The sequence below is a fragment of the Brevundimonas sp. SL161 genome (assembly GCF_049896985.1).
GTDB lineage: Bacteria > Pseudomonadota > Alphaproteobacteria > Caulobacterales > Caulobacteraceae > Brevundimonas.
Map to the genome: position 1 here is coordinate 37,886 of NZ_JAFCVJ010000020.1, position 13,528 is coordinate 51,413.

Sequence of the window (13,528 nt, forward strand, 5' to 3'; positions counted from 1 at the left end):
TGTCCTGCTCTCTAGCCAAGCTTGGCGGCGCCCGAGCGACGGGGCGATGATGGAGCGGTGACGCTTGGGGCGGGTTCGGACGGCTCGTCGCCGAATGGTCTCAGAGGCCCAGTCCGGCCCGCGCCTTCTTGGTCAGTTTCGCCGCCACAATCCGGTGGGCGATGGCGAAATGCTCGGCCAGTTCGTCGTCATCCCAGGCCTCGGGATGGGGCAGGTTCACCCACTTCGCCCGGGCAAGATAGGGCGCCGGGCGCGCCCTGCCGGTCTCGGTCAGGACCTCATAAGCGATCTCCGAGACCTTGAACGACACCCCGCCCTGTTCGCCGGCCATTACGAACATCTTGCCGCCGATCCGGTAGGCGTCGTGATGGTCGGCGAACGGATGGTCGAGCGTGACCCCGGGCAGGGCCAGGCAGACTTTACCTATGCCCGCCCTATCCATGAAAGGACGAGGCCAACCTCAGGCCTCGACGCCGACGCCGATCGGGCAGATGACGCCCGTCCCGCCGATGCCGCAGTAGCCCTCGGGGTTCTTGGCCAGATAGCCCTGGTGATAGCCCTCGGCGAAATAGAAGGGTCCGGCCCCGGTGATCTCGGTCGTGATCTCGCCGCGACCGGCCTTGGTCAGGGCGCCCTGATAGGCGTCGCGCGACGCCTCGGCTTCCTGACGCTGCGCGTCGTTCAGAGTGTAGATGGCCGACCGATAGGTCGAACCGACGTCATTGCCCTGGCGCATGCCCTGGGTCGGATCGTGCCCCTCCCAGAAGGTCTTCAGCAGTTCGGCATAGGAGATTTCGGCCGGATTGAAGACGACCTGGACCACCTCGGTCTGGCCGGTCAGCCCGGTGCAGGTCTCCTCATAGGTCGGGTTGGGCGTGACCCCGCCCGAATAGCCCACGGCCGTGACCCAGACGCCCGGCAGCGACCAGAATTTGCGCTCCACGCCCCAGAAACAGCCCATGCCGAACACGGCGGTCTCGAACCCTTCGGGATGCGGCCCCTTCAGCGGGCGGCCGTTGACGAAATGGACCTGATCGGTCGCCAGCGGCGTCGACCGGCCGGGCAGGGCCGTGGCGGCGGTGGGCAGGGTGGTCTTGTGGCTCAGCATGGATGCGATCCGTGAGAAAAGGGACATGGCGATCATATGGGAAGGCCCCGCGGTTTTGACCAGCGCGGCGCTTGCCCAGAGCGCCCGGCCGTTCTATCAGCCTCCCTCCCCGGGCGACCTCCCGGGCGTTAGCCCTCGTGGTGAAACGGACAGGTGGCGGAGTGGTCGATCGCGCACGCTTGGAAAGCGTGTGTAGGTGAAAGCCTACCGAGGGTTCGAATCCCTCTCTGTCCGCCACTACTCATTGATTTTCATCATATAAAATTAAGATGAAGGGGGCGCTCCCATAATGGCTCCCCAAACCAAGGCCCGCTAGGCTTTCAGGGCAATGGCCGAAGCCGACCTAATCCAGACCTTGAAGGAGACCGCTTCCGGTTAGGCCCTACCAGCTGTGCCGTCCGCGCTTGACGAGGGACCTAGTGCAGGGACTATGACGCATGGGGCGCTTATCGAGAGTCTGCTGTGCTGTGATCGCCGGGACTTTTGGGCTGTCAGCGCCCGCATTGGCTCAGGCTCAGCAGTCACCGTCGATCCAAGAGGTAGCGGTTGTCCCTCGCTTTGCCGATGGGGTGCTTCAAGGGTGCGCTGTAAACTTCCAAGTCATCCAATACGACACGATGTACGCCGGTGGACGGCCAGTGTTATTGGACGGCAGCTTTCAGATTTATAACTTCGGGCCCGGCCGAGTTTCAGCTGTATTAAAGCTGGGCTTCATTGATGAGATTGGCGGTGCCCACACAGCACCAAGCGACGCCTATCTTGTGAATGGTTTGGCCACGTCAGTGGACGAAGCTCAGCATCAAATGGGGTCTGAAACTTCAGGGTTTGGACTTTTTGGCTTTCGCTTAGGTGAGCAAGTCACCAACTCGATCGTCAGGATAATGACTGCAGGCAAGTTCTCGTTTGCTTATCAGCGTGAAGGAGGATCCGGCGGGGTGCCAATCGAGATCGACATGAGCCAATCGCCCGAAAAAGTGTCGGATTGGTCTGAATGCATCGACGCCTTGTTGCTCAGTGACCGCTGACGGTCTTCCAGCACGTATGCCCGAGGCCCCCTCACGAGTGAAAACCCCTTAGGCGGACCTTTTTGGGTTGACGGTGGTCATCGCCGGGGCTCCCGGAACCTGACATTCGGTCCATCGCCCGAAAGCGGACCCTCTGAGGGTCGGCTAGGGGTGGGTAGCGGACAGTCACTACGCCGCCACGCAATCCACCTTCACGGGTTTGGCAAGTCACACCCAGGTGTGGCAATTACAATGTGGGATCCAGGAGGAAACGATGAAGCATGAAGTCGTGTTAGCCACCGCCGCATGGCTGTTGTTGGGGAACGGCCACGGGCTGGCGGAATCAACTACCCGGCCCGACGTCCTCACCGTCCCTGTTGCATCCAATGACGGCCCATCGGCCACGAGAATGCCTGTAGCCCTTCAAGATGGCGTGGAGGTGTATATTTTTGTCGCTAGTTCTAGAGGGCAAGACCTCGGCTATGACGGGCCTCACCGCTTGACCGGAGCCAGTGCTATTATATCGATCGCTGAATATCGCCGCCGGGTGGTGCAGCAATTCGGCTCAGAAGCTACGGTAAGGTCGTTCAGAACGAACGGGTCAGGCACATGTCTGTATGCTTACCGTAATGAGCGCCGATAGCCAGGACGAATACTTGTAGTCCCTGAAAGTTCAAAACTAAACGCAGACGCAAGATTGAGAAGGTTGCAGACTAATGACGGAGGTGACGTCGTCGTGTCGCCAAATTGTGCACCTTAAAAACTGGCATGCTGACTGCTCACTGGCTGTGCCATCTTCAGTATTAGGAGACTACATGGCGCTTCAGTATCGCTTTGCCCCATTCTGACTTCCTCGCGAATGGCGTGTATTGCGAAGCGTACATAGGCTTTGGAGAGTCTGCTCTGGGTCGGCAGCGCCTCTTGACAGGTCTGCTGGGGCGCGAGACGATGTGTTTGCCTTGGGGAGGCGAAGGGGGAGTTTCAGTTGTCAGATTTAAGTCGACGATCATTTTTGGTGAGAGTTGCTGGTGCCGGCCTATCGAGCGGCGCGTTGGCGACTGTCATCGGTGGGCAAGCTCTGGCGCAGCAAGCAGGACCAACTGACTCTGATCCAAGCGATGGGGTCGGACGTGGTCGCGGAACGGGCGTTAGTGATAACGATCCCACCGATGGCGTCGGGCAGGGTCGCAACATGACCGGCGAGAGCGACAACGATTCCACCGACAGGTCCGGCCAAGGCCGAAACATGACCGGCGAGAGCGACAACGACTCCACCGACAGGTCCGGCCAAGGCCGAAACATGACCGGCGAGAGCGACAACGACTCCACCGACAGGTCCGGTCATGGCCGAAACATGACCGGCCAAAGCGACAACGACTCCACCGACAGGTCCGGTCAAGGTCGAAACATGACCGGCGAAAGCGACAACGACTCCACCGACAGGTCCGGCCAAGGCCGAAACATGACCGGTCAAAGCGACAGCGATAGTACAGACCGTGTCGGGCAGGGGAGAAACACGACCGGGGTCACCGACAGCGATAGTTCGGACCGGGCCAATCAGGGCCGCGGGCCCCGCTGAGCAAATCAGTTCTTATGAGCGCCGCAACCACGTCAGGCGTGATCGAATGGATGGTGGGCGTCCCGGATTCCGATTTTTTTCTGGAAGCCTACGAACAGAAGCCACTAATCCATAGCGGTGGCGACGTAGACCGTTTTGACGCCCTGCTAACGCTGGAGCGGTTGAACGACCGCCTTGCGGAGATGGATCTACGGGATGGTATGGTCGAGATGACCAACGCGCGCTCGCCCATTGATCGGTCAGACTACGTCAAGAACGGCATCGTCGACCGCGTAGCGCTAACGCGCGGCTATCGCAACGGGGCAACACTTGTAGTCAACCAGCTGCAGCATAGTGACAAGCGGCTGGCCGACTTCTGCCGCGCGCTAGAGCAGGACCTGTCATGCCATATACAAACCAACATCTATCTGACGCCTCCACGCGAACAAGGTTTTCGCACCCACTACGACAGCCATGACGTTTTTGTCCTTCAGGTAGCGGGTGAAAAGACTTGGCGGCTCTATAGTGAGCCTGCCGCTTCTCCTTACCGAGGCGAGAAATTCCGGTCCGGCGAGCATGCGGTCGGAGAGCCCAGTCACAGTTTCGTACTGCGCCAAGGCGATTGTGCCTACATTCCTCGCGGATTTTTCCACGACGCGGCGAATCTCGGCGACACTCCTTCCCTCCATATTACCGTAGGTCTCATCGCCCGCACTTGGGCGGACCTTATGCTGGAGGCTGTCTCTGAAGTGTGCCTCAAGGATCATGCCTTCCGAAAAGCGTTGCCTCATGACTACGCTAAACAGCAGTTCGAGCCGTCCCGGCTACAACCGGTTTTCGAGCTGCTGGCGACACGCTTGAGCGCTGCTGCCACACCGACAAAGGCTTGGGAGACGCTAAGGGAAAACTTCATTCGTTCCCGAGAGCCGGATATCGCGGAAGCGATATCCTCGAACCGGGTTTCTCCCTCGGCTGTATATGTCGCTCGACCAGCCTTCATTCGTATCGCGGCGGCGAGTGAGGGTGTGCGCGTCTTGGGCCCAGGTTCAGACTTCCGTTTCGGACGAGCCCCTTTCGACCTCGTTTGCAAAATCTTGTCTGGCGAGCCCTTCACCTTGACGCAGCTCAACCATCCGGAGGCTTCCGATGTAGTGGAACGGTTGATGACCGCCGGTCTCGTTGGTCGTTTATCAGCAGTCACTCCGCGGCCATGGGACCACCGTGGTGCTGCCAGTTTAACCGCGCCAAGTTGAAAACCGCGCCGTACCCTGGCTGAAATTAGGCAGCAGAAGGTGCCCAGGTCGCTTCAGCCTCGGCCAGTAAACGGCGAAGAATGGTCTCCTGATGAGGTGACGCTGGATGTTGAAGGTGGGCAGGGTTGCCTCAGCGCACTTTTTTGGGCGGTCGTAATGTCCGCTATGGGTCGGGAGCAGTCCGTCGCTTAGGTGGGGAGCGGACATACGGCCGGGTGAAACAGGATAGTCGGGTTTAGCTGGGCTAGGAAACAGAGCCTAGGGACTGGCCCATGGAACTTCTCAACGATTTCGTCGCTTTGGCCATGATGGGCGTGAGGCCGGCATTGTCGCCGCCTGACAATCGGAGCGGTCTTGGACAGTCTCGAACGTGTGATTTATTGCAGCCGGGCGACCGTTCCCACCGGTTCACTGACGCTCCTGACAGACATTCTGGCAGTCTCGCAAAGAAACAATGAGCGCGACCAACTGACCGGGGCATTGGCAGTGAGTGACGGCTGGTTCCTTCACGTCGTAGAGGGTCCCCCCCACAATCTAGACCGACTACTTGGCCGGCTAGAGGCTGACACTCGACATACGGAAATCGCTGTGCTTCAGCGCCGTCGGGTCAAGGCACGGATGTTCGAAGGCTGGTCTCTAGCGAGCGCAAGGATTACACCGGCCCTCGGTGATGACCTTGTGCGCCTGATCGATGGGTGCCGCGTCAATCCAGACGCCGCGCTGCTTGGCCTAATGGAAGTCGTCTACTCAGGCAGGGTCTGAATGAGACTGTCGAGGCGTAGAACAGCGTCGGCACCCGGAGGGGGAGACGTGCAGTGATGAGTCGGGATTTGCAGAAACTCGGCTGATCTCCAAGCCGTGGCCGGATGTCCGCTATGGGTCGGACTCGGTCATCGCCTGTCAGGCGGGAAGCGGACATTCAGCCCGCGACTGAGGCTAGGAAACGCGCGGTCGCCTTCGCCTCCGCCGAATAGCCCCCATGCTTCCAAGCATTGCGGTTGCCTCTAGGTGCCCCCGGATTCGTCCCTCCGTGCATTCGACACCTTTTCCGGCCGGACACCGTCGGGGACTGGCACGGCCTGCCCTGCCGCGTCATTGCGAGGCAGCGCGGCGCATTCGCCAGCCGGTCCGGCTGCATGGGATTGTTCGCTTGAAACTGCATTTTCCTCAGCCCCCCGGTGGTGGTGGAAATGATCGGCCACGATGGCTTGACCACCGTCATTGACATGGACGTGGCGGACCGTCTGCTCACGGGGCTGGTGAAGCCGCGCCAGAGCCTCCAGCGTCGCCCGGCAGTTGCTCTGCGCCTTCATCGCCAGTCGGGCATAGCGGTCTGCCGCCAGCAGGTGCTCACCGATGTTGGCAGCGGCTCTGCGAGCAAGCTCGGTGAACATGGCGTCGAGTGTCAGGGCCTGGGACGCGAGCATCCTGCTGGCGACGGCGACGTCGCCGGCTTCCGCCCTGTCCGATACGGCTTTCACATGGTCGATGAAGTCCCCGATCCCGGGCTTCTCATTGATGGCGATCAACGGCGTAGCGAAGGCCGAGGCCGCCACTGCGTGTCTGCCCTCCGGTCTGAGCAGGCAGCGAGCTAGAGCCTGAGCGCCCGTTTCGGCGGTGGTCTGCTCGACGTTCATTGCGGGGTTGGGCCTCATCGGGCCGACGGACCTTCTCTTCGCAGCCATAGCTACATCCTTTCCTTTCGCGCCTTCGCGCCAATGTTTTGAGAGGTGGAACAGCGCCTTCCGACGACGAGGCCACCGGGGTCGAGGCGATCGAGGCCAAACAGCTTTCCGGCCACCGGCGTCGCGCCCTTGAGAACATAGGCCATCGCCGCATCCAGGTTTACGAGGTGGAGTTCGGGCTGGCTGACCTCGATGCCCAGACGCCCGCCGATCGGCCTGCTACGGATTACCCGGGCGCGATATGGCCGGCCGGTGATGATGCCCAGCCACTTGATCGCCAGACGATTGAGTTTGCCGACAAGGCGGGCCGGAACATGGAACATCAGGTGGCAATGCCCGCCCTTCTCGTCGCCGTTTTCGTGAACCCAGATCCAGCTCGTGCGCGACCCCGAACGCGCCAGGGCCTTGGTCAGAAGGTCGAGGAACCGCCCCGTCGCCGACGTCATGGCCGACAACGGCAGGCCCGCCGCCTGCCAGTGGACGGTGACCATCCGGGTGAACGGCAGGCCAATCGATGTGGCGTGCGCCGCAGCAGCCACGAGGTTGGAGACCTGTTGCGGGGTAAGGCCGAGGCTGGTGCGGTGCTTGTGGTTGTGAGCCCCGCCCCTGCCTCGGCCTCCTTCAACAGCGGAATCGGCGGACCCACCTATTATAAGATTACTTATGCGGGCTGCCCCGGGCTCCGACGAGGACGTCGTGGCGGCGGGGTTTTCGGGAGTGCGAGCTCTGTTTGAAACTTCACCGAAAGTCGCCCTCCGGTGAAGTTTCAAAGCCTCGCCACGCTCGGTCTCAATGAGCATGGCGTTCGACATCAGGCGGCCACCCAGACAATGGCCTTTTTGCCGGTGAAATTGGGCCGGCGCCGTCCGCTGTCCAGGATGAGCCCCTTCAGCTTCAACTCGGTGGTGCGAGGCTGAACTGACCACCGATCCATGTGGATCTTGGCGGCGAGTTCGTCGGCCGTGAGACCGACAGGGCAAGCTTCGACAACGGCGTCGAGGACAAGTTTCTGGAGCTTGCCCAGGCGGGGAGCCAGATCGTTCGCGGCCTCGACGGACGTCGAGACGCCCCGGTGGCCCGGGTGGTCGGGGTAGTCTTTCATTGACCACCCTCCACCACCAGGATCGGCAGGCTCGCCCGCACCAGCAGCTTGGCGAGCCAGTTCTCCTGCGCCGGGCTCAACGGCGCGGGGTCAACAGCCAGTTGACCCAGGAACTGACCCGCCTTCCTGCTGAGCCTGTGGTCCCCATTCAGCAGCGCCAGCGCTGCCGTCCGGTGGTCGGGGAAAGGACAGTCAGTCATCGCGGCCCTCCCCGAAACAGAGCAGGCATGTCAGCCGAGCCCTGCATGGCGAGAGGCCCAGCCTGGAGACGAGCAGTTGCTCGCGCCAGTCCGAACCGGTAAGTTGATGTTGCGACTTGTCGCGCGAAACGCTTCCAGAAACCCCGGCCTGCCCGCCGGGGTTTCGCCATGTCGGCCTCATCGCTCATGCCCCCGCCTGATAGGTGGGGAGGCGCGACAGGTAGGCTTCCAGATCGCTGAACGAGATCAACGTCCGTCGTCCGGCCTTCCGGGCGGTGAGATCGCCACGCTTCAACGCCTCATAGACGCCGGTGCGCGAGATGCCTGATACCCTGACAGCCTCAGGGACCGTGACCGTGATTGGAGTATGCATTTTGAGAGCCCACTGCGTCCCTGCGAGATTGCACGGCCGCATCGGGACGAGTGCTAGCTGACCGCCAAACTCGGCTTCCGTAGCGCTACCCAAAAATCAAAGAACTCAGTCAGCGTCGCCTTCTGAGGCCATCCGGCGCAACATGGCGCGGGCCTCTTCCCAGCACCTTATGACCGTTGAACGGCTTATCGGCCGCCCGATTCGCTGAGACCAATCGCTCGCAACATCGTCGAAGATCACCTGGCGCACCCCGGCCGGTCTCCTCACGGTCACGCGAAGGATGGGACGTCCCTCGTCCTTCGGATCAAGCCTCCCCGCAACGCGGAGGGTCGCATCAAAATCGTAGCTGAACTGCTCGAGCTGGTCGGCCCTGTGACTCGTCCAGGCCATTCGACCTGCGACAGGGATTGACTGAATCTGCGCATACATATTCGCAGCATGCCTGTCCTCGGGCTCTTGGAGTGCGCCTCTCCTGAACTTTTCCGCCTCGAATTTCGCCAAGCGCAATGCAGTCTTTTCAAAGGCGGCCTCGCACTGGAAGCCCACTGCCATCCGCTGAGTCGGGGAGAGCAAAGGTTTCCGCCCCGCACCGGGCCTCCCACCGCCGCGCACCGTTAAACTCCTGACCTTCGGATCGGCGTCACTGTCGCCGCCGCCACGCCGTCGTGCGCGCAGTAGATCGCCCATTCTCCCATCAGCCGACGCCGCTTTTCAAACAGGTCGCCGCGCCTGTAGGCCGCTTCAGATTTGTTGCCGATGGTGTGTGCCAATGCCATCTCGCAGACCTCGTGCGCATAGGCGGTGCATTCTGCGGCCCAGTCCCGGAAGCTGGATCGGAAGCCGTGCACGGTGCAGTCGGCATCCATCCGGCGCAGCAGCATAGTCATGGCCATCGAGGACAGCTTGCCGCCGACGTCGGATGGAAACAGGCTGTCTTTGCCCAGCGGCTTGACGGCCTGAAGTATCTCGCCTGCGCGGGGCGACAGAGGAACCCGGTGTTCTTTACCCGCCTTCATGCGAGCGCCGGGGATCGTCCAGAGGCCCTTGTCCAATTCGACTTCGGCCCAGGTAGCCCCCAAGACCTCGTTGGTGCGGGCAGCGGTCAGGATCACAAACTCCAGCGCCAGCGCAGAGGTCGCCTGCCGGTCGCGCAACTTCGCCATGAACGCCGGGACGTCGGCATAGGGCATGGCCCTATGGTGGCCCCGTGTCAGACGCGAGCGGGCAGGCAGGATTTGTGCAATGTGGCCCCGCCAGCGGGCGGGGTTGTCGCCGTCCCGGTAGCCCCGTGCCTTGGCGGCGTCGAGCACAGTCTCAATCCGCCCTCGAACACGGCTCGCGGTCTCTGGTTTTTCAGTCCAGATCGCCTCAAGAATTTGAAGGACATGGGCGGTGCCGATGTCGCCGACGGGCAGGTCACCCATGACGGGGTAGACGTAGTTGGCCAAGGTGTTACGCCACTGCTGCCTATGTTTGTCGTTACGCCAGCCGCCCTCGTTGGCGGCGATATAGCGCTCGGCCACGGCCTTGAAGGTGATACCGGCTATCGTGGCCTTCTGGGCAGCTGCAACGGCCTCAGCGGCCTGCTGTTGGCGTTCCGCGAGGGGGTCGGTCCCCGCCTTGACCTTCAGTCGCAGAACCGCCGCCAGATCGCGAGCGTTGGCGAGCGATACGCCACCGGGTCCAGCGGCACCCAGACCGACGTCGCGGGCCTTGCCCTTCAGCATGAAGCGATAGACCCAGGAGCGCGCGCCCGACTCCTTCACCAGTAGATGCAGCCCCCCGCCATCGGCATGCCGCCCGGGCTTGGCGTTCTTCACCGCCAGCGGCGTCAAGGCGTTACTCAGCTTTCTGGGCATCGACTTCGTCCCTGCTCCCAAATACGTTCCCCGATAATGCGCCGTTTTTAGGGGAACGCAACCGGACGAAACGGGACGGGCGAACCGCCCTAGCAGTCAGTTAGTTAGACTACGTGGGCATTTTAGGGACGAAGCCGGACAAGCTGGATCAGTCGTTCGGGGGACTCTCTGTCCGCCACAACCCCCTTCGCAGGCCTTCGCCGCCATCCACAGACAATCCGCTCTGGCCCTTGCGCAGTGGGCATTTACTTCGCTTCCCTTCGCCGGTCGTCGCCCGCTTTCGGCGCACGACTTTAGGACAGACCTTAGGACGGCGTCCGCTTCTGACGTCGTGCTATGTTCTTCCTTCGTTCTGGAGGGTGCGTGGCCAAGCCGATCAACAAACTGTCGTGGCGAGAGGTGCCCAAGCTGGCGCCTGGGTGGCATGGCGACGGCCAAGGCCTTTACGTGCGCGTCGAGGAGACCGGGAGCCGGCGCTGGGTCTATGTCTATTCCCGCCTCGGCAAGCGTCGCGAACTCGGTCTGGGCTCGGCTGACACCGTCAAGATCGCCGACGCCCGTGCGGCCGCAGCCGATGCCCGCGAGCTGATCCGCAAAGGTCTGGATCCGATCGAAGCCCGCCGCGCGCTCTTGACCCCGCCGCCGGAAAGCAAGACGTTTGGAGAAGTCGCCGCCCTGCTGATGGACACGCTGGAGCCGGAGTGGAAGTCCGCGAAGCAGCGGCCACAGTGGGAGGCGTCGCTGAAGCAGAACGCCCCTGCGATCTGGAAGGCGGACGTCGCCAAGGTCGATACCGAGATGGTGCTCGCCGCCCTTCGTCCAATCTGGTCGACGAAGCCCGAGACGGCCAACCGGGTCCGGGCCCGCATTGAGCGGGTCCTCAGCGCGGCCAAGGTCAGAGGCTTCCGTGCCGGAGACAACCCCGCGATCTGGCGCGGCCATCTCGACCAGCTCTTGCAGCGCGGGAAGCGGATCAGAGGCCACCACGCCGCCATGCCCTATGCAGACGTCCCGGCTTTCCGGATCAGGCTGGCGGAGCGCCGCAGCGTTTCGGCCCTGGCGTTGCTGTTCCTGATCTTCACCGCCGCCCGATCAGGCGAGGTTCGGGGCGCGCGCTGGGAGGAAATCGAAGGCGACCTCTGGCGGATTCCGGCTGAACGGATGAAGGCGGGCCGGGAGCACGTCGTGCCGATGTCGAAACCCGCGCTGGCCGTTCTCGACCGGATCGCACCGCCGACGAGGCAGGGTCTGATCTTCCCCGGTCTCAAGGGGCCGCTGACCGACATGGCGCTGGCGATGGTGTTGAGGAAGCTCGACGTGCCAGACGCCACTCCGCACGGCTTCCGATCCTCGTTCCGCGATTGGGCAGGCGACTGCACCGGCTACCCTCGAGAGCTCATTGAGGAAGCCTTGGCTCACCAGGTCGGCAACGCGGTGGAGCGCGCCTACCGCCGCGGCACCGCGCTGGAGAAGCGCCGGGCCCTCATGAACGCCTGGGCTGACTACTGCACGGGCCTGGCTGGACAGGTGATTCCGTTCGCATCACGACCAGTGGCTTAGAGGGTAAGAGATGGACGACGACAAGAAGACCGCTGACCAGCTGATGGACGCGGTGCTGTTGATGATGGCGGGCGGTCCCGAGGCCCTGGTCGGCGCCCGCGCCCTGTTGCGCGAGATCCGCGACCGACATCCCGGCGAGTTCGACATCACCGCCGCCGGCATGCAGGCGCGTCGGCTGAACCTTCGACGGCCGGCGAACAGCCTCGCGGTCTGATGGGCTGCCTCATACCGACCTGGGCCGGAACGGTCGGGGCCTGCATCGACAACGGCGTGATCGTGCAACGCTATTGCGAGCGGTGCCAGAGGCGTCATCCCGTCGATCTGGCGGCGATGAAGGCCGCGCACGGCACCGATTACTGGCTATGGGATCGCAGGACGCCGTGCCCCTACTGCGGCGGCACGCTGCCGTTCATGTTCTCGCCGGGGAAGAGCACGCCCACCACGCCCATGATCTCGACCAACCGACACGACGTGGCGAGGTCGGCGCGGACCAGGGCTGAACAGGACGGCTGAAATGACCCCCGCCGCAGGAGACAACGGGGGCCACATCCGCAGTTCGTAACACCTGCACTCGGAGACGCGCATATTGCCGGGCCACGTCTCGCATCGGCCGGCTCCGATCAAGGAAGCCCGAGATTGAAATGCGGTTCCCACCGGCGGGTATGCGTTTCTGAGCCGATGACCACTTTCGACCCCTAACGGCGGCCCAGAAGGTCCGCTTTCGGGCCTTGGGGCGAATGTCCGGTCTCGGGCCCAGTGCCAATGTCGTGGTCCGACCAAGGCGGACGTGGAGGGGAGTGGCGGTCAGGCCAGCTGGCGAATGCATCCGATTGTGAAAGCCAATCCGACCTAGGGTTACGCCGCTTGTTGCTTTCAGCGAGGCATCTCCGGATAGCGTCCGCGTTCCCTGCCGGGCTTAAGCCTTTTTTCGCCCCACTGCCCTATGCGGTTCGAATGGCCGCAGTTATTTCGATCGTTGAATCCGGAAGATACGTCATCGCCGCCGCGTCGCCTCAGCCCGGAATCACGGTGGCTGCTACCATCCTCGACCTGCTCGACCGACGCCCCAAAATCGCGGGTTGGGATTGGATCATCGACGTCCGGTGCGCCTATCAGCAGGCGACCCCATCAGAGATCGACCAGATCGCGGCGGCGTTCAACAGGGCGACGAGTCGACAAGGCTTCGTGATCTACGTGAGTGAGGACCCGGCCAGCCATGATCGTTGCGCGATGATTGCTCCGAAGTTCCGGAACCGCTGCTTCCTGGTTGCCCACACCCTTTCATCTGCGAAGTTGCTTCTGCCGAGGATCATGCCAAGCATCTAGCCCATGCCGCATCAGGGCGCTGTCAGGATAACCGCGCCGGGTTGAGAAGCTCCCCAACCTGCCGAAATCAGGCGACCGCAGCCGACCATGCAGCATCGGCTTCGGCGCGGAAGCGCCGAAGGGTGGGTCTGCTGATCAGATGACGCTGGATGTTGAACGTGTTGTAGATCGCCGCGTGGGTGGTGAGGAATTTCTGGGCTGAGGCTTGGGATTTGAACCGCTGCTGCTGGCGTTCTCGTCGTCGGATCGGAAGGTGTGAGTTCTCTGCCCGATTGTTCTCCCGAAGCCGGCCGGGTCGGTGCAAATGCCTGAGATCCAGGACATCGAGCGCCGCGCCGTATGAGGCCAGGCCGTCCGTCGTGATCGTTTGCGGCTCGACCAGCTGATTATGAAGGAGACGCCTGAGCAGCTTCAATGCGGCCTCCGTGTCCCGCCGGCGCTGGACTACGAGGTCGAGGACCTCGCCTTCGTCATCGACAGCCCGCCACAGATACATCCGC

The 13,528-nt window shown here is 62.5% G+C and carries 18 protein-coding genes and 1 tRNA gene; 9 read left to right on the top strand and 10 right to left on the bottom strand.

Translation table 11 applies throughout. From position 1 onward, the window contains the following. Positions 1-100: 100 nt before the first annotated feature. Together ACP7AU_RS13335 and msrA are read right to left on the bottom strand one after the other, a co-directional pair. Entirely contained in the window at positions 101-442 is a 342-nt protein-coding gene (locus ACP7AU_RS13335) for an MmcQ/YjbR family DNA-binding protein (protein ID WP_426037682.1), read from the bottom strand. 18 nt (positions 443-460) lie between these two features. Next, positions 461-1,108, bottom strand: coding sequence for a peptide-methionine (S)-S-oxide reductase MsrA (gene msrA / locus ACP7AU_RS13340; protein WP_426051714.1), 648 nt, complete (start codon positions 1,106-1,108; stop codon positions 461-463). 147 nt (positions 1,109-1,255) lie between these two features. Between msrA and ACP7AU_RS13345 the strand changes: the two genes are divergently transcribed. From ACP7AU_RS13345 to ACP7AU_RS13365, 5 genes are all read left to right on the top strand, one after another. Next, positions 1,256-1,345 (top strand) — tRNA-Ser (locus tag ACP7AU_RS13345). Between the two features lie 230 nt (positions 1,346-1,575). After that, positions 1,576-2,133, top strand: a complete 558-nt coding sequence (locus tag ACP7AU_RS13350; protein WP_426051715.1) for a hypothetical protein — start codon at positions 1,576-1,578, stop codon at positions 2,131-2,133. Positions 2,134-3,304: 1,171 nt separating this feature from the next. Further along, positions 3,305-3,691, top strand: a complete 387-nt coding sequence (locus ACP7AU_RS13355) for a hypothetical protein (RefSeq protein ID WP_426051716.1) — start codon at positions 3,305-3,307, stop codon at positions 3,689-3,691. A gap of 14 nt (positions 3,692-3,705) precedes the next feature. Further along, positions 3,706-4,923, top strand: a complete 1,218-nt coding sequence (locus tag ACP7AU_RS13360) for a cupin domain-containing protein (protein WP_426051717.1) — start codon at positions 3,706-3,708, stop codon at positions 4,921-4,923. A 372-nt stretch (positions 4,924-5,295) separates the two neighbouring features. Beyond that, positions 5,296-5,685 (top strand): BLUF domain-containing protein, encoded by a 390-nt coding sequence (locus tag ACP7AU_RS13365; protein ID WP_426051728.1) that lies wholly within the window; start codon positions 5,296-5,298, stop codon positions 5,683-5,685. A 157-nt stretch (positions 5,686-5,842) separates the two neighbouring features. On the opposite strand, the gene ACP7AU_RS13370 is transcribed toward ACP7AU_RS13365, so the two are convergent. The 7 genes from ACP7AU_RS13370 to ACP7AU_RS13400 form a co-directional block, all read right to left on the bottom strand. Next, positions 5,843-5,983, bottom strand: a complete 141-nt coding sequence (locus ACP7AU_RS13370) for a hypothetical protein (protein WP_426051729.1) — start codon at positions 5,981-5,983, stop codon at positions 5,843-5,845. Continuing rightward, the gene (locus ACP7AU_RS13375) at positions 5,928-6,608 is read right to left on the bottom strand and encodes a hypothetical protein (protein ID WP_426051730.1); all 681 of its coding nucleotides are present in this window, start codon (positions 6,606-6,608) and stop codon (positions 5,928-5,930) included. Before ACP7AU_RS13375 ends, ACP7AU_RS13370 begins: the two co-directional genes overlap by 56 nt. A 2-nt stretch (positions 6,609-6,610) precedes the next feature. Beyond that, positions 6,611-7,147 carry a hypothetical protein gene (locus ACP7AU_RS13380; RefSeq protein ID WP_426051718.1) on the bottom strand — a complete coding sequence of 179 codons (537 nt, stop codon included), beginning with the start codon at positions 7,145-7,147 and terminating at the stop codon, positions 6,611-6,613. Positions 7,148-7,419: 272 nt separating this feature from the next. Beyond that, positions 7,420-7,710: a hypothetical protein gene (locus ACP7AU_RS13385; RefSeq protein ID WP_426051719.1), complete on the bottom strand. Its 291-nt coding sequence runs from the start codon at positions 7,708-7,710 to the stop codon at positions 7,420-7,422. Continuing rightward, positions 7,707-7,910, bottom strand: a complete 204-nt coding sequence (locus ACP7AU_RS13390; protein ID WP_426051720.1) for a hypothetical protein — start codon at positions 7,908-7,910, stop codon at positions 7,707-7,709. Before ACP7AU_RS13390 ends, ACP7AU_RS13385 begins: the two co-directional genes overlap by 4 nt. 184 nt (positions 7,911-8,094) lie before the next feature. Continuing rightward, positions 8,095-8,283 (bottom strand): helix-turn-helix domain-containing protein, encoded by a 189-nt coding sequence (locus ACP7AU_RS13395; protein ID WP_426051721.1) that lies wholly within the window; start codon positions 8,281-8,283, stop codon positions 8,095-8,097. A 614-nt stretch (positions 8,284-8,897) separates the two neighbouring features. Then, the gene (locus ACP7AU_RS13400) at positions 8,898-10,118 is read right to left on the bottom strand and encodes a tyrosine-type recombinase/integrase (RefSeq protein ID WP_426051722.1); all 1,221 of its coding nucleotides are present in this window, start codon (positions 10,116-10,118) and stop codon (positions 8,898-8,900) included. Positions 10,119-10,505: 387 nt separating this feature from the next. Here ACP7AU_RS13400 and ACP7AU_RS13405 point away from each other — a divergent pair, with 387 nt between their 5' ends. The 4 genes from ACP7AU_RS13405 (at position 10,506) to ACP7AU_RS13420 (ending at position 13,028) form a co-directional block, all read left to right on the top strand. Next, positions 10,506-11,702, top strand: a complete 1,197-nt coding sequence (locus tag ACP7AU_RS13405; RefSeq protein ID WP_426051723.1) for a tyrosine-type recombinase/integrase — start codon at positions 10,506-10,508, stop codon at positions 11,700-11,702. A 10-nt stretch (positions 11,703-11,712) separates the two neighbouring features. Beyond that, positions 11,713-11,916 carry a hypothetical protein gene (locus ACP7AU_RS13410; protein ID WP_426051724.1) on the top strand — a complete coding sequence of 68 codons (204 nt, stop codon included), beginning with the start codon at positions 11,713-11,715 and terminating at the stop codon, positions 11,914-11,916. Further along, entirely contained in the window at positions 11,916-12,215 is a 300-nt protein-coding gene (locus ACP7AU_RS13415; protein WP_426051725.1) for a hypothetical protein, read from the top strand. The genes ACP7AU_RS13410 and ACP7AU_RS13415 overlap by 1 nt, the downstream gene beginning before the upstream one ends. 441 nt (positions 12,216-12,656) lie before the next feature. Then, positions 12,657-13,028 carry a hypothetical protein gene (locus ACP7AU_RS13420; RefSeq protein ID WP_426051726.1) on the top strand — a complete coding sequence of 124 codons (372 nt, stop codon included), beginning with the start codon at positions 12,657-12,659 and terminating at the stop codon, positions 13,026-13,028. A gap of 67 nt (positions 13,029-13,095) precedes the next feature. Here the strand turns inward: ACP7AU_RS13420 and ACP7AU_RS13425 are convergent. Beyond that, positions 13,096-13,528, bottom strand: a 433-nt coding sequence (locus ACP7AU_RS13425) for a DDE-type integrase/transposase/recombinase (protein ID WP_426051727.1), incomplete at its 5' end; no start/stop codon positions are given.

What these genes read in the sequence shown, in the direction of transcription:
- ACP7AU_RS13335 (WP_426037682.1), bottom strand. Translation starts at nt 442, where the DNA reads ATGGATAGGGCGGGCATAGGTAAAGTCTGCCTGGCCCTGCCCGGGGTC.
- msrA (WP_426051714.1), bottom strand. Translation starts at nt 1,108, where the DNA reads ATGCTGAGCCACAAGACCACCCTGCCCACCGCCGCCACGGCCCTGCCC.
- ACP7AU_RS13355 (WP_426051716.1), top strand. Translation starts at nt 3,305, where the DNA reads ATGACCGGCGAGAGCGACAACGATTCCACCGACAGGTCCGGCCAAGGC.
- ACP7AU_RS13360 (WP_426051717.1), top strand. Translation starts at nt 3,706, where the DNA reads ATGAGCGCCGCAACCACGTCAGGCGTGATCGAATGGATGGTGGGCGTC.
- ACP7AU_RS13375 (WP_426051730.1), bottom strand. Translation starts at nt 6,608, where the DNA reads ATGGCTGCGAAGAGAAGGTCCGTCGGCCCGATGAGGCCCAACCCCGCA.
- ACP7AU_RS13385 (WP_426051719.1), bottom strand. Translation starts at nt 7,710, where the DNA reads ATGAAAGACTACCCCGACCACCCGGGCCACCGGGGCGTCTCGACGTCC.
- ACP7AU_RS13390 (WP_426051720.1), bottom strand. Translation starts at nt 7,910, where the DNA reads ATGACTGACTGTCCTTTCCCCGACCACCGGACGGCAGCGCTGGCGCTG.
- ACP7AU_RS13395 (WP_426051721.1), bottom strand. Translation starts at nt 8,283, where the DNA reads ATGCATACTCCAATCACGGTCACGGTCCCTGAGGCTGTCAGGGTATCA.
- ACP7AU_RS13410 (WP_426051724.1), top strand. Translation starts at nt 11,713, where the DNA reads ATGGACGACGACAAGAAGACCGCTGACCAGCTGATGGACGCGGTGCTG.
- ACP7AU_RS13415 (WP_426051725.1), top strand. Translation starts at nt 11,916, where the DNA reads ATGGGCTGCCTCATACCGACCTGGGCCGGAACGGTCGGGGCCTGCATC.
- ACP7AU_RS13420 (WP_426051726.1), top strand. Translation starts at nt 12,657, where the DNA reads ATGGCCGCAGTTATTTCGATCGTTGAATCCGGAAGATACGTCATCGCC.